The following is a 13404-nucleotide window of genomic DNA, read 5'->3' as shown; positions in this document are numbered from 1 at the left end:
ATCCACGCACGACCCCGGAGGAGTTCCAGATGACCGCTTCGGCGACCCCCCTGACCATAGGCATCCTCGGCGCGGGAAACATCGGCCGCCCGCTCGGCCGGCACTGGCTGGCGGCCGGACACACGGTGACGTTCGGCTCCCGGACCCCCGGCCGACTCGCCTCGTTCGTCGAGCCGTTGGGCGACCGGGCCCGGGCCGCGACGTACGCCGAGGCGGTGGAGTCGAGCGACGTCGTCCTGCTGGCCGTCCCGCACCCGGCCCTCGACGACCTGCTGGACCGGTTCGCGGACCGGCTCGCCGGAAAGACCGTGGTCGACGCCACCAGCCCGTTCGGCGTGGCGGAGGACGGACTCTTCGCCTCCCAGCTCGGCGCGGGCATCACCCAGGGGAGCTGGACCGCCAAGCGGTTGCCCGAGAGTGCCGTCACCCGTGCGTTCACCCACTTCCCGGACGAACTGCTGTGGTCGCGCGGCACCCAGCAGCGGCACTTCTGGGGCATGGCCATCGCGTCAGACGACGCCGGCGCCCAGCGGGTCACGGAGACCCTGGTGCATGACGCCGGCTTCGTCCCGGTCCATCTCGGCGGCCTGGACGAATCGGCCGCCGTGGATCCCGGCGGCCCGCTCTTCGGCCTGTTCTCCACCGCCGCGGGCCTGCGCGCCGCGGCCGGCCGCACCGCCTGAACCACCCCTGCGACACAAAGGACCGTCTGCCCCACCCGGCTCCGGCCAGGTGGGGCAGACGGTCCTCAGCCGCGTACGGTCAGGCGCTCACACCGTCGTCCGCACGGTCCTCGCCCGCGCGCCGGGCGGCGAGCGGCCGGGGCTCGGGCTCGGCCGGGGGAGCCGCCGCCACCAGCTTCTTCTTCGGGTTCGACCAGCGCTGGGTGATCGGCCGCTCGATCAGGGCGAACATCGCCCACGAGGCCAGGATCGCGACGCCCATGCACAGCGCCATCAGGCCGACGGCCTCCAGGGGCGAGTACGACTTGCTGCCGAGCAGCTTCCACACGGCGACCATCACCGTGTAGTGCACCAGGTAGAAGGCGAACGAGATGTCGCCGAGCCAGACCATCACCCGGTTGCGGCAGAACGTGAACCTGCCCTCGTTGTCCGCCATCGCGCCGGCGGCGATGAGCAGCGCGGCGGGGATGACGCAGACCGCCCGCGTCGAGTAGATGGGCGGCGTGAAGTAGCCCACGGCATAGCTGGCGGCGAGCAGCACACCCGACCAGATCATGCCGATGTTGCGCCACCGTCCCGCCATCACCGAGCGGGCCACGAGGATGCCCAGGGCGAAGTCCAGCACCCGGGGGAACGGCAGGATGTAGGCGAAGAAGTACTGGTTGACGGAGGTGTCGGGCTCCGTTGCCATCATCAGCGAGCCGGCCGGCACCAGCAGCGTCGAGAGCAGCGGTGTCGCGATGATGCCGGCGGCGGCGGCCGCGACCCAGAGGTTCAGCCGGTGCGCCGGGATCTTCTTGATCCAGTGGAACAGGACCGGGAAGGACAGGTAGAAGACCGCCTCGACGGCGAGGGACCAACCGGCCGGGTTCACACCGAAGTTGACCGCGAAGTCCGGGTAGTAGACCTGGACCATGAAGAGGTTGAGCGTGCCGGTCTTGAAGTCGGTGATCGGGGCCGCGAACACCGCCATCGCCAGCGCCCAGACCAGGACGTAGTTCGGGACGATCTTGAGGAAGCGGCGCCGCCAGAAGCGCGGGGCGGTGTCGGTGTCACGGGCCGACCAGGTCAGCACGAAACCGCTGAGCACGAAGAAGAACGTCACGCCCAGGGCGCCGGCGTGCGCGACGGCGTCGTAGTAGGTGGTCACGGCCGAGCTGCTGTTCAGCCACGGGACGCCCAGGAAGGCGAGCAGCGACGCGTGGTACAGGAACACCACGAACGCGGCGGGGAAGCGCAGTCCGGTCAGCGTGTCGAGGCGGGTCACGCGGGAACGTGCCGGTGTCGTCGAGCCGGCGGGCGGCGGCACGCTGCCCGCTTTCTCGTGCCCCGACGCACGCAATTTGTCCGTCGACAAGTTTCTGCTCCTTCAGGCAAAGGGCGGGCATTTGACAAGGCCGAGAAAATTCATTCGTCGGGCCGACTGAAAGCTACCCAAGGAGTCGCTCAATTGCCGGGGTGAATTTATCCGGTTGGCGTCAGCACCACCCCGGACTCCACCAGCCTGAGCAGGTTCCCCCAGCTCGTGGCAGGGTTCCCTGCGGCGACTGGTGGTCCCACCACCATGATCGGAAGACCCTTCCGCCCGGCCCGATGCACACGCGACAATTCTTCCGCGGATATTTCTGCGCGCCGTGGTGCCCGACGGACGGCAGGCCGCTCGAATTTCGGTCCGCAGCCCACCATTCATTCCACCCGGAGCGATGATGTCCCAGAGCGCGACCGACCAGAACGACAGGCGGACCGGAGACGACGACGTCTCGACCGGCGAGGACGGTGGTGCGTCCGTCGAGACGGCCCGGCACTCGGCGCTGCGCGGCTGGCTGGCCGTGGTGGGGCTGGCGCTCGGCGTCTTCTCCTTCGTCACCACCGAGACCCTGCCCATCGGGCTGCTCCCGGCCATCGCCGACGGCACGTCGGTGTCGGTGGGCACCGCGGGGTTCCTCGTCAGCGGGTTCGCGGCGATGGCGGCGGTGACCGCCGCACCGCTGACCGCGCTCACCGGGCGCCTGGACCGCAAGTGGCTGCTCGTCGCCCTCATGGTGGTCTACACGGCCGGCAACTTCATGGCCGCCGTCGCCTCCGGCTACGGGCTGCTGCTGACCGCGCGCATCGTGGTGGCCCTGGCGCACGGGGTGTTCTGGTCGATCGCCGTGTCGATCGCCGTACGGCTGGTTCCGGAGCGGCATGCCGTCCGTGCCACCTCCGTCGTCCTGGGCGGCATCTCGCTCGCCTCCGTCGCGGGCACCCCGCTCGGCACGGCGGTGGGTCAGTCCGCGGGCTGGCAGGTGGCCTTCGTCTGCGTCGGGGTCCTCGGCTTCCTCGTCCTGGCGACGGTGCTGCTGTGCATGCCCGCGCTGCCGGCCCGGGGCAGCGGCAGCCTGAGCGCTCTGCGGCACGTGCTGCGGCACCGGGCGCTGCGCGTCGCGGTCGGCGTCACCGCGCTGATCATGAGCGGCCACTTCCTCGCCTTCACCTACGTGGCCCCGTACCTGGAGGACATCACCGGCGTCCGGTCGTCCCTCATCGGCGTGTTGCTGCTGGTCTTCGGCGTGGCCGGGCTGGTGGGCAACTTCGCGGCGGGCGCCGTGGTCGGCCGGGCCCTGCGCGCCAGCCTGATCGGCAGCACGGGGCTGCTGGCCGTGGTCATGCTCGTGATGTACCTGGGCGGCGCCGGTGTTCCGACGGCCGTCGCCATGCTGGTCTGCTGGGGCCTGCTCTACGCCGCGCTGCCCGTCGCGCTGCAGACCTGGGTGATGCGGCTCGTCCCCGAGGAGAGCGAGGCCGCGTCCTCGCTGTACGTGGCGGCCTTCAACGGGGCCATCGGCGTGGGCTCGTTCGTCGGCGGCCTGATCGTCGACTCGTCCGGCCCACGCCCCGTGATGCTCGCGGCCGGCGCCTTCGCCGTCGCGGCCATGCTGCTGACCGCACTCTTCGGCCGCCGCGAGGCGTGACCGACGCGGGTGCCCTGGGCCCGCCGAGCCGACGGCAAGCAAGAAGGCCGTCGGGCCGGGCGGTTGGGCCGGGCGGTTGGGGCACCCCCGACATCGGAGACGCCCCCGCCGCCCCGGCCGCGGCGGCCCTGTCGTCAGTGCCCGGTGTGACCGGAACCGGTTCGGTCGCCCTTCCCCTTGTGGCCGTTGCCGTTGCCGTGGTTGTGGCTCGAAGAGCCTCCGTGCCCGGTGTGCGGGGCACCGGGCGTGCAGTCCGGTCCGTCGGCTCCACTGGGGTCCGGGGCGCTGCCCCCATCGGTCTGCGGCGTCACGGAGGAGGGGGCGGGGGCGGGCACCGGGGCGGGGGATGACGTAGAGGGGTCCGGTGTTTCCGGTGTGCCTTCGCCGTACGGGGGTTCTTCGGGTGTCGTGCCACCAGGAGTCGCCGTGGGGCTGCCGGCCGGGGTGGGCTGCGGCTGGGCCGGTTCGGCTGCGCCAGGGGTGTTCGAGGGGGAGGGGAGCGGAGGGGTGGCGTCCGGCCGGGGGGTCGTCGCCCGGGCGTCGGTCACCCGGGTGGACGGGCCGTCGTCCCCGGGGGCCACGGCCGGGACGGCGGCCGGCGAAGGCGGTGCCTCGGCCGTCGTGGCCACCGGGGCCTCGGACAGCGGGACTTGGGCCGCGGGCGCCTCGGCCACCGGCACCCGCTGCACCGGTACCGGAGCGGAGTCGGACCAGCCGAGGACGAGGACGACCGCGGCGGCGCCCGCCACGAGCGTGCCGGCCGTCACCGCCACGGGCGCCTTCGCGCCGCCGACCGCGGCCTGCCGCACCCCGTGCAGCAGCCCGGCGCCGTGCCAGCCCGCCGCGCCGGCAGCGGTCGTCGCCGCACCGGTGGACCCGGCGGCGAAGGCCAGGAGGAACTTGCCCGTGCCGCCCACCGCGAGGACCAGCAGCGCCGGGCCGACCAGCGCGGGAAGCCGGTCGTTGGCCTGCATCAGCGAGGCGAGCAGCTTGCGGCAGTCGTCACACGCGTCCACGTGGCCGAGCAGCCGCTCGCTCTGCCGCGCGGTCGCCCCGCCCCGGACGTACGCGGGCATCCGGGCCCAGTGGACCTGGCACGCCGGGTCCTGCGGGGCGCCGGTCTGAGCGCGCAGGAACGCCTGCCGCATGCCCTCCCGCGCCCGGTGCAGCAGGACGGCCGTCGCGCCGTCCTTGGTGCCGAGCTGCGGCCCGATCGCCGCCAGCGGCTGGCCCTCCGCCTCCGCCAACCACAGCGCCTTCACCCAGCGTTCGGGCAGCTGGCCGAGCACCCGCACCACCAGGTCGACGCTGGACACCTGCTCGGCCGGGTCCGCTCCGTGCCCGGCCGGCTCGGCCCGGTCCTCGGTCTGCGGATCCCGCGGCGTCTCGCGCGCCGCGCCCCCCGGCGCCATCGCGAGATGCCGCACCGTCGTCTTGAGATACGCCGGCACGTTGTCGATCTCGTGCCCTTCGGACAGCCGCCGCCAGACGCGGAAGTGCGCCTCGGCGACGAGGTCTTCGGCGGTCCACGCGTTCCGGGTGAGCGAGCGGGCGTAGGCGACGAGACGCGGTTGCTGCTCCTCGTAGACGCGGGCGTACGCGGCGGTGGCGGCGGACGGAGCGGATGGGGCGGGCACGGCAGTGGACCTGTCGGTCATGGAGGAACGCTCCAGTTGCCTGCTGAGGGGCGGACGTATTTGTCAGCCTAGATGACAAATACGTCGACCAGAGTTGCAGTCGCTAGAGGATGTGACTCGCATCACAAGATCATCTTCTTCGGGAATCAGTCCAGGACGGCGTGATAGACGCTGCGCAGGCCCTTGCTCACGCCCGCTCCGACGAGGTGACAGAGCCGGTGGTCCTCAAGCCCGGCGACCTGCTCAACGTCGACAACTACCGGACCACGCACACACGGACGCCGTTCACCCCTCGGTGGGACGGCAAGGACCGGTGGCTGCACGCATGAACATCCGGGTGCCGGAGCGCATGACGGGCAGCGCCGAGCCCCGACGGGACCGGTCGCGTTCGCGGTCGGTCCCGTCGGCGTAGCATCGTTTTCCCAGTTCAGACCTGATCAGAGAGGACCGGAACGAGGATGACCGTGTCTTTACCGCAAGGGTTTCGCACACACACCGGGAACTGCGGGATCCGTGCCGACCGCGACGACTTCCTCGTGGTCGCCTCGGACGTGCCGGCGACACTGAGCGCGGTGTTCACCCGATCCCGCTTCGCCGGCCCGAGCGTCGTGCTCAGCCGGGAGACGGCCGCGGCCGGCACCGGCCGGGCGATCGTCGCCCTGTCCGGCAACGCCAACGTCGCGACGGGCGAGGACGGCCTGCGTGACGCGCGAGCCGTCCGCGCGGCGGTGGCCGGCGTCCTCGGCGCCGCCGAGCAGGAGGTGCTCATCGCCTCCACCGGCCTCATCGGACAGCGCTACCCGATGACCTCCGTGCAAGCCCATCTCGACGCGCTGCGGGCGCCGTTCGACGGAGCGGACTTCACCGCCGCCGCACGGGCCATCATGACCACCGACACCCGGCCGAAGACCCGCTCGGCCCGGTGCGGAGCGGCGACCCTGGTGGGCGTCGCCAAGGGCGTCGGCATGATGGAGCCGAACATGGCGACCCTGCTCACGTTCTTCTTCACCGACGCACAGGTCGAGTCCGCGGACCTCGACGCGCTCTTCCGGCGCGTGGTGGACCGCACCTTCAACGCCCTGAGCATCGACACCGACACCTCCACCAGTGACACCGCGGCGGTCCTCGCCAACGGTGTCGCCGGGCCGGTGGACCTGGCCGAGTTCGAGAAGACCCTCGGCGAACTCGCCCTGGACCTGGTCAAGGACATCGCCCGGGACGGCGAGGGCGCCACCAGGCTGATCGAGGTGGAGGTCACCGGGGCGCGCGACGCCGAGCAGGCCAGACGGGTCGGCAAGGTCGTCGTCAACTCGCCGCTCGTGAAGACCGCCGTGCACGGCGCCGACCCCAACTGGGGGCGGGTGGCCATGGCCGTCGGCAAGTGCGAGGACGACACCGACATCGACCCCGGCCGCGTCACGATCGGCTTCGGGGACGTCGAGGTGTACCCGGCGCCGCCGGACGAGGCCCGCCTGTCCCGGGTGGCCGCCCACCTCAAGGGCGACGAGGTGCTCATCCGGGTCGGTCTGGGCATCGCCGACGGCGCCTTCCGGGTGTACGGCTGCGACCTGACGGAGGGGTACGTCCGCCTGAACGCGGACTACTCGACCTGACGGGTGCCGGTCCGTCGGGCGACCTGGGGGATCCCCCTCCAGGGCGTCAGATGGAGCGGCAGGGCGCTGAGGCAGACCACCTCGCCGGTCAGCGCCGCCGGTTCGCACATGCGCCTCAGGTACGGCGTCAGGCCGCTTGCGGTGGGTAGGCGTTGCGTGTGGGACGGTGGTGGAGTGACCGCCGATGAGCGAAGGGGGCCGCGGGTGGTGGACGCCTCGTGGGGAGCCGACCGGTTCGGGCCGCTGCGCGGCGGGGCCGTGCTGGAGGTGGGCCCGTTGGCCGGCCGGCCCGGCATCCGGGCCAGAGGCGAGATCAGCGAGGTCACTCGTTCGCCGTGGGAACAGGCCCTGGCGGGGCTGGCACGGGAGCATGCCGACGTGTCCTATGTGGAGCTGTCCGAGGTCGGGTTCGTCGACGTGGCCGGGGTCGCGGCGCTCGCCGTCACGGCGCTGTCCCTGCGCGGTGGCCGGGTGGTAGTCGAGCATCCGCCGCCGCAGGTGCCGCGTGTGCTGGGCCTGTTCTGGCCGGGCCTGCACCGGATCGAGGTGGCGCCGCGATGAACCCGGCGGCAACGCACGAGGCGTTCGAGCACCCCGCGATGTTCTACCGCACCGAGCGGGAGTACGTGGCGCGGACGGTGTCGTTCGTGCGGGACGGTCTGGACGCCGGCGAGCCGGTCGCGGTGGCGGTGCCCGGCCCCAGCCTGGAGCTGATCAGGACCGCCCTGGGCGCGGACGCCGAGGGCGTCCGTCTGCTGGACATGACCGAGGCGGGCCGCAACCCGGGCCGGATCATCCCCGGCGTGCTCCGCGCGTTCGCCGACGCCCACCCGCAAGAACGGGTGCGGATCATCGGCGAGCCGATCTGGGCGGGCCGCAGCGCGGCGGAGTACCCGGCGTGCGCGCAGCACGAGGCGCTGATCAACGCGGCCTTCGAGGGCCGGCCGGTGACCATCCTGTGCCCGTACGACGCGGCCCGCCTGGACCAGGAGATCCTGGCCGACGCGAGGATCACCCACCCGACCGTCATGGCCGGCGGCACGGAGCGGGCCAGCGACGCCTACGACTGGCGCTCCGTCGTCGCCCGCTACAACCAGCCGCTGGTGCCCGCGCCGGACGCCTCCGTGCGCTCCTTCGGCCCCGACGACCTGTCCGCCGCCCGCGCCTTCGCCGTCGGAGCGGCCGGCCGGCTGGGCCTCGCCGGGCAGCGGCTGGCGGACGCCGAACTGGCGGTGGCGGAGCTGACGACCAACAGCGTGGTGCACGGCGGCGGGCGGGGCACCCTCGCGGTCTGGGCCGAGGCGGGGCAGGTCGTGTGCGAGGTCCGGGACGCGGGCCGGCTGGCCGATCCGCTGGCCGGCCGCAGACCGCCCGTGCGCGGTCAGATCGGCGGCCGCGGCCTGATGCTGGTCCACTACGTGGCCGACCTGGTACGCCTGCACACCGCCGACGACGGTACGACCGTCCGCTTCTACCTCACCCGCTGACCGGCACCCGCTGAACGACGCCCGCTGACTGACGCCCGCTGACGACGGCGACGGCAGCGGGTCCGCTCAGCCGTCAGTCGGTGGCGCGCAGGGCGGTCCAAGTGGCCTTGTTCATGATGCCGTTGACCTTCAGCCCCTTGTCGCCCTGGAAGCTGCTGACGGCCGCCTCCGTGTCGGGTCCGTAGTCGCCGTTCACACCGCCCACGCTGTAACCGCGCTTGCCGAGCATGCACTGCACCTGCCGCACCCGCTTGCCGGTGTCTCCCGGGACGGTGCGGCGGCTGCCGGCGTAGTACGTGCAGTCGGTGATCCAGGCCGGGGCCGCGGGTTCGCTCGGCACGGTGCCGGCGGTCGGGGTCGCCGCCGGGGCGGAGGTCGCGGGGCCGTCGGCCGGGGCCGTGACGGGGGTGTCCGGCCGGTCGTCGCCGGGGGGCGCGGCGGCCCCGGGCGGCGGCGCGTCCTCGTCGGAGTCGCCGCCTGCGGCACCGGTGTCGTCCGTGTCGTCGGTGCGTTTGCTGGACGCTCCCGTGGCGGACGCCCCGTCAGGTGTGCCGGACACCGTCGGCGTCGCGCCGCCGCCGGGCACCGTGACGGTCGCCGACACGACGCCCCCCGGTGCGGTGGCGCTCGCGTCACCGCCCTCGCGCATCAGCACGAAGGTGCCCGCGGCGACGGCGCACAGGGCCGTGCCCGCGGCGGCGGCCAGGATCCGTTTCCGGTGCTTTCCGGGCCGGGCCGGCGTCGGTGACGGCGGCGGCGGCGTCGACGAGACCGCCTCCGCGGAGTCCGGTGCGGGCACCTCGGCGGATTCCTGCGCGGCCGGCGGGCTCGCCCGCACGGGCGGCGGCACCGACTTCACCCGGTGGTCCGACGGCCGCAGACCGGCCGCCCGCTCGACCGGAAGGCTGCGCAGCGTCTCGTACGCCCGCTGCCGGGCCAGGATCCTGCCGCGCAGCGGCTCCGGCCAGCCGGGTCTCCCGGCCCGGGGCAGCGCCGCGTCGATCAACTCCCGCGGGATCGGGCGTCGCTCGGGCTCCTTGGCCAGGCAGGCGGCGAGCAGGTCCCCCAGCTCGGGGTCGGCCGCCGTCACCGCGCCGAGCACCTCCGGGTTCGGCTCCTCGAACGCCACCCGGTGCATCACGTCGACGCCCGTGCCGTCGCCGAACGGGGCCCGCCCGGTGGCCGCGTAGAGCAGGGTGCCGGCCAGCGAGAACACGTCGGACGAAGCGTCGCACTGGCCGGTGCGCAGATACTCCGGCGACATGTAGGCCGGGGTGCCGACCCGGTTGCCGGTGCTGGTGATCGCGCTGGCGTCCGCGGCCTTCGAGATCCCGAAGTCGATCACCCACGCGCCCTGGAGCGACAGCAGCACGTTGGACGGCTTCAGGTCCCGGTGCACGACGTCCGCGGCGGCGAGTGCGGCGAGCGCCCGCCCCAGCTCGGCGATCAGATACCAGACGGTGGCCGACGGCAGGGCTCCGCCCTCGCGTACGGCTTCCGCCAGGTCGAGTCCGGGGACGTACTCGGTGGCCATCCACAGCAGTTGGCCGTCCCAGCCGGTGCCGCTTAATCTCGGGGCGTGCGGCGGGCCGAGCCGGGAGTGCACCGCCGCCTCGCGTTCGAACCGGTGCTGGAACTGGACGTCCTCGGCGTACTCGGGCCGGATCACCTTCACGGCGAACAGTCCGGGACGGTCGTCGGCGGCCCGCGCCAGATAGACGCGGCCCATCCCGCCGCTGCCGAGCAGCGCCACCGGGACGAAGGGACCGACCCGGGGCGGGTCGCCGACCCGCAGGGGCGCGGCGCCGGTCTGGCGGAGCGCGGCGGCCTCGTTCACGGCGGAGTTCGGTGAGTGCGGCAGCTGGTCGGACACGGAACTCCTGAAGTGATGTGCGTCGCAAGTAGGTTCGTCAGCCGGTGTAAGTACGTTCGTCAGTGCAGCTACGTTCGTCAGTCGGTGCGTTTCGATCGATTCTTTTCGATCAAAGATCGAGGCTAGCCCAGCCACAGCCCCTGATCAGGGTTTCAAGTACTTCTGTCCGACCGCAACGGTACGGAACGGCGCGGACCGGCCGGCCGGCCCCGCGACGCAGCCGGGTGAAGCCTGAGCCGCCGTCAGCCCCACGGGGCATGCATGAGGATCTCCGCCGTATCCGGCCGGGTCGGCGGACACGACGCGCTGGAGGCGAGTGTGATGAACGAACGAGCCGAACGGATCGGTCCCGACATCCTCAGGGTCCCGGTCCTCATCGTCGGCGGCTCCCTGGTCGGGCTGGCGACCTCGTTGTTCCTGGGCCGGCTCGGGGTGCCGCACGTGCTGGTGGAGCGCCATTCCGGCACCTCCATCCACCCACGAGGCCGCGGCAACAACGTCCGCACGATGGAGCTGTTCCGGGTGGCGGGCGTGGAGCGGGCGATCCAGGAGGCCGCCGCCACCCTGGCCGGCAACCACGGCATCCTGCAGGCCCCCACCCTGGTCGGCGACGCCGGCGAGTGGCTGTTCCGGGACATCGACCCGGGCGGCGGACTGGCCCGTTTCAGCCCCAGCGGCTGGTGCCTGTGCAGTCAGAACGACCTGGAGCCGGTGCTGCTCGACCACGCCGTCCGGCACGGCGGCGACCTGCGCTTCTCCACCGAACTCATGTCGTTCGACAGCGACCCCGCCGGCGTCACCGCGGTGGTCAAGAGCCGCGAGACGGGTGAGCACACCACCATCCGCGCGGACTACCTCGTCGCCGCCGACGGCCCCCGCAGCCCCGCCCGCGAACAGCTCGGCATCGGGCAGAGCGGGCCGGGCGACCTGTTCCACAACGTCAGCCTCACCTTCCGCTCCCGCCGCCTCGCCGACGTGGTGGGCGACCGCCGCTTCATCGTCTGCTACCTGACCAGCCCGGACGCCGACGGCGCCCTGCTGCCGGTGGACAACGTCGAGAACTGGGTGTTCCACGCCCCCTGGCACCCCGAACAGGGGGAAACCCTGGAGGAGTTCACCGACGAGCGGTGCGTGGAGCACATCCGCCGGGCCGTCGGGGTCGCCGACCTCGACGTGACGGTCACCGGCAAGGCCCCCTGGCACGCCGCCCAGCGCGTCGCCCGCAGCTACCGGTCGGGCCGCGTGTTCCTGGCCGGCGACTCGGCCCACGAGATGTCCCCGACCGGGGCCTTCGGCTCCAACACCGGCATCCAGGACGCGCACAACCTCGCCTGGAAACTGGCCGCGGTGCTCGACGGCTGGGCGGGGGAGGGGCTGCTGGACAGCTACGACGCCGAGCGCCGCCCGGTGGCGGAGGCCACCAGCGCCCGGGCCGCCGCCCGGTCCGCCGAGCACAGTCACCCCGGCTTCGCCCCGCCGCCCGGCGCGGGCGGCGGCGGCCCCCAGCGGGGCATCCTCAACGTGGCCCTCGGCTACCGCTACCCGCAGGGCGCCGTCGTCGGCGCCGACCCCGCCGAGCCGGTCGTCCCCGAAGGCCTCGACCTGACCGGCCGGCCCGGCAGCCGGGCGCCCCACCTGTGGGTACGGCGGGCGGGCGAGCGGATCTCCACCCTCGACCTCTACGAACGGTCCCTGGTGCTGCTCAGCGACGCCGGTGAGCCCGGCGGAGGCGGCGAAGGCGCCGGACGCGGCGGATGGCACGAGGCCGCGACCCGCCTCGCCGCGGAGCTGTCCCTCCCGCTCCGGTCCTACCGGGTGGGCAGCGGCCCCGAGGCCGACCTGGAGCCGGAGGACGACGCCGACTGGGCGGAGCGCCACGGCACGGCACGCGGCGGCGCCGTACTCGTCAGGCCCGACGGGTTCGTCGCCTGGCGGTCGCCCGGCCCGGACCCGGACGCCGAGTCGACGCTGCGCCAGGTCCTGCGCACCGGACTGGCCCGCGCCTGACCCCACGGGCCCGACGGACCTCACCCGGCCTCACCCACCACCTCACCGGGCTTCACCCGTGTGAACGCCCCGAGTGGTGCCGAGGCGGCCGGGGGCTGACGGTGGATCACATACCGGTCGGGTCACCAGAGCTGACGAGACGTCGGCCGCCCGGTCGGGCCGGAAGGACCATCAGATGCGTGGCCCTACCCCTGCCGGACGCGACAGCGAAGCCGTGGCCGCCACCCGTACCCCGAGTGGCGGCCCGGCTCGCTCTTCGCGCCCTGTCCGCACCGCTGCCGCGCCCGAGTGAGGTGGTCCCCGATGGCAGTCCCCCCGTCTTCCTCCCCTTCCCCTTCCCCGTCTCCCTCCGAGCAGGGAACCTCCCGTACCGGCCTGATGATGCTGTGCGCCGGGGCCGCCGTGGTCCTGGCACTGAACCTGTTCGGCGGCAACGGCACGTCGTCCGGCACCGCCAGCCCCCCGCACGCCCCGCCCGCCGCCGCGTCCGTCCCGGCGAACCCGGCGCCGGGCCTGCCCACGTCGGCCCCGGCCGACGGGGACCCGGCCCCGGCGGGCAAGCACCTGCCGCGCTCCCGGCCGGTGCGCCTGTTCATCCCGAAGATCTCGGTCGACGCCCCCTTCACCGCCCTGGCCATCGGCTCCGACGGCCGGCTGGAGCCGCCGCCCGCGGACGACACCAACCTCGTCGGCTGGCACGCGGCGGGCGCCTCCCCCGGGGAGACGGGCACCTCGATCATCGCCGGGCACGTCGACACGAAGACGTCCCCCGCCGTCTTCGCCGGACTCGGCGAACTCGTGAAGGGCGACACCTTCAACGTCCTGCGGGCCGACGGCCGCAAGGCGTCCTTCGTGGTCGACAGCGTGGAGACCTTCGCCAAGGACGACTTCCCCGACGAACGCGTGTACGGCGACACCGACCAGGCGCAGGTACGGCTCATCACCTGCGCGGGGGACTACAACCGCACGGTCAGGGACTACACCGACAACCTGGTCGTCTTCGCCCATCTCCTCTGACGGCCGCCCCCGCCCAGTCACCCACGTAGTTCATCCGAGTCGCGCACTCGCGGGGACGGGCACACGATCGAGGAACGCTGACGTCGCATCACGCGGCCGACGTTCACTTCCCCCTCCGCGAAGGAGATGTGCG

11 protein-coding genes and 1 pseudogene are annotated in these 13404 nt (G+C 73.1%); 8 read left to right on the top strand and 4 right to left on the bottom strand.

The annotated features are described in order from the left end of the window. Nucleotides 1-29 precede the first annotated feature (29 nt). The gene (locus OG352_RS04385) at nt 30-683 is read left to right on the top strand and encodes an NADPH-dependent F420 reductase (RefSeq protein ID WP_329214519.1); all 654 of its coding nucleotides are present in this window, start codon (nt 30-32) and stop codon (nt 681-683) included. A 79-nt stretch (nt 684-762) separates the two neighbouring features. On the opposite strand, the gene OG352_RS04380 is transcribed toward OG352_RS04385, so the two are convergent. Further along, nucleotides 763-2040: an acyltransferase family protein gene (locus tag OG352_RS04380; RefSeq protein WP_329214517.1), complete on the bottom strand. Its 1278-nt coding sequence runs from the start codon at nt 2038-2040 to the stop codon at nt 763-765. 349 nt (nt 2041-2389) lie between these two features. Between OG352_RS04380 and OG352_RS04375 the strand changes: the two genes are divergently transcribed. After that, nucleotides 2390-3637 (top strand): MFS transporter, encoded by a 1248-nt coding sequence (locus OG352_RS04375; protein WP_329214515.1) that lies wholly within the window; start codon nt 2390-2392, stop codon nt 3635-3637. A gap of 134 nt (nt 3638-3771) precedes the next feature. On the opposite strand, the gene OG352_RS04370 is transcribed toward OG352_RS04375, so the two are convergent. Beyond that, on the bottom strand, nt 3772-5295 hold the full coding sequence (locus tag OG352_RS04370; RefSeq protein ID WP_329214513.1) for a sigma factor: 1524 nt from the start codon (nt 5293-5295) through the stop codon (nt 3772-3774). A 146-nt stretch (nt 5296-5441) separates the two neighbouring features. On the opposite strand from OG352_RS04370, the pseudogene OG352_RS04365 reads away from it, so the two are divergent. Both OG352_RS04365 and argJ read left to right on the top strand, forming a co-directional pair. Continuing rightward, nucleotides 5442-5597, top strand: a pseudogene (locus tag OG352_RS04365) (TauD/TfdA family dioxygenase); the annotation flags it as partial. 135 nt (nt 5598-5732) lie between these two features. Continuing rightward, nucleotides 5733-6887: a bifunctional glutamate N-acetyltransferase/amino-acid acetyltransferase ArgJ gene (gene argJ, locus OG352_RS04360; protein WP_329214511.1), complete on the top strand. Its 1155-nt coding sequence runs from the start codon at nt 5733-5735 to the stop codon at nt 6885-6887. Here the strand turns inward: argJ and OG352_RS04355 are convergent. Then, on the bottom strand, nt 6875-6997 hold the full coding sequence (locus OG352_RS04355; RefSeq protein WP_329214509.1) for a hypothetical protein: 123 nt from the start codon (nt 6995-6997) through the stop codon (nt 6875-6877). The two genes, argJ and OG352_RS04355, sit on opposite strands and share 13 nt — an antisense overlap. Nucleotides 6998-7091: 94 nt before the next feature. Here OG352_RS04355 and OG352_RS04350 point away from each other — a divergent pair, with 94 nt between their 5' ends. Both OG352_RS04350 and OG352_RS04345 read left to right on the top strand, forming a co-directional pair. Next, complete coding sequence (locus tag OG352_RS04350; RefSeq protein ID WP_329214507.1) at nt 7092-7448, top strand: STAS domain-containing protein; 357 nt, start codon at nt 7092-7094, stop codon at nt 7446-7448. Beyond that, complete coding sequence (locus tag OG352_RS04345; RefSeq protein WP_329214505.1) at nt 7445-8374, top strand: anti-sigma factor RsbA family regulatory protein; 930 nt, start codon at nt 7445-7447, stop codon at nt 8372-8374. Before OG352_RS04350 ends, OG352_RS04345 begins: the two co-directional genes overlap by 4 nt. 73 nt (nt 8375-8447) lie before the next feature. Here OG352_RS04345 and OG352_RS04340 read toward each other — a convergent pair whose 3' ends face one another. Further along, the gene (locus OG352_RS04340; protein WP_329214503.1) at nt 8448-10247 is read right to left on the bottom strand and encodes a serine/threonine-protein kinase; all 1800 of its coding nucleotides are present in this window, start codon (nt 10245-10247) and stop codon (nt 8448-8450) included. A 321-nt stretch (nt 10248-10568) separates the two neighbouring features. On the opposite strand from OG352_RS04340, the gene OG352_RS04335 reads away from it, so the two are divergent. Both OG352_RS04335 and OG352_RS04330 read left to right on the top strand, forming a co-directional pair. Continuing rightward, the gene (locus tag OG352_RS04335; protein ID WP_329223707.1) at nt 10569-12254 is read left to right on the top strand and encodes an FAD-dependent oxidoreductase; all 1686 of its coding nucleotides are present in this window, start codon (nt 10569-10571) and stop codon (nt 12252-12254) included. A gap of 303 nt (nt 12255-12557) precedes the next feature. Beyond that, nucleotides 12558-13271, top strand: a complete 714-nt coding sequence (locus OG352_RS04330; RefSeq protein WP_329214501.1) for a class F sortase — start codon at nt 12558-12560, stop codon at nt 13269-13271. Nucleotides 13272-13404 lie beyond the last annotated feature (133 nt).

This window comes from Streptomyces sp. NBC_01485 (assembly GCF_036227125.1).
Taxonomy (GTDB): Bacteria; Actinomycetota; Actinomycetes; order Streptomycetales; family Streptomycetaceae; genus Streptomyces.
This window is presented reverse-complemented; position numbering and strand designations above follow the sequence as displayed.

Coding starts and splice junctions, on each gene's coding strand:
- OG352_RS04385 (WP_329214519.1), top strand. CDS start 30: ATGACCGCTTCGGCGACCCCCCTGACCATAGGCATCCTCGGCGCGGGA.
- OG352_RS04375 (WP_329214515.1), top strand. CDS start 2,390: ATGTCCCAGAGCGCGACCGACCAGAACGACAGGCGGACCGGAGACGAC.
- OG352_RS04370 (WP_329214513.1), bottom strand. CDS start 5,295: ATGACCGACAGGTCCACTGCCGTGCCCGCCCCATCCGCTCCGTCCGCC.
- argJ (WP_329214511.1), top strand. CDS start 5,733: ATGACCGTGTCTTTACCGCAAGGGTTTCGCACACACACCGGGAACTGC.
- OG352_RS04355 (WP_329214509.1), bottom strand. CDS start 6,997: ATGTGCGAACCGGCGGCGCTGACCGGCGAGGTGGTCTGCCTCAGCGCC.
- OG352_RS04345 (WP_329214505.1), top strand. CDS start 7,445: ATGAACCCGGCGGCAACGCACGAGGCGTTCGAGCACCCCGCGATGTTC.
- OG352_RS04335 (WP_329223707.1), top strand. CDS start 10,569: ATGAACGAACGAGCCGAACGGATCGGTCCCGACATCCTCAGGGTCCCG.
- OG352_RS04330 (WP_329214501.1), top strand. CDS start 12,558: ATGGCAGTCCCCCCGTCTTCCTCCCCTTCCCCTTCCCCGTCTCCCTCC.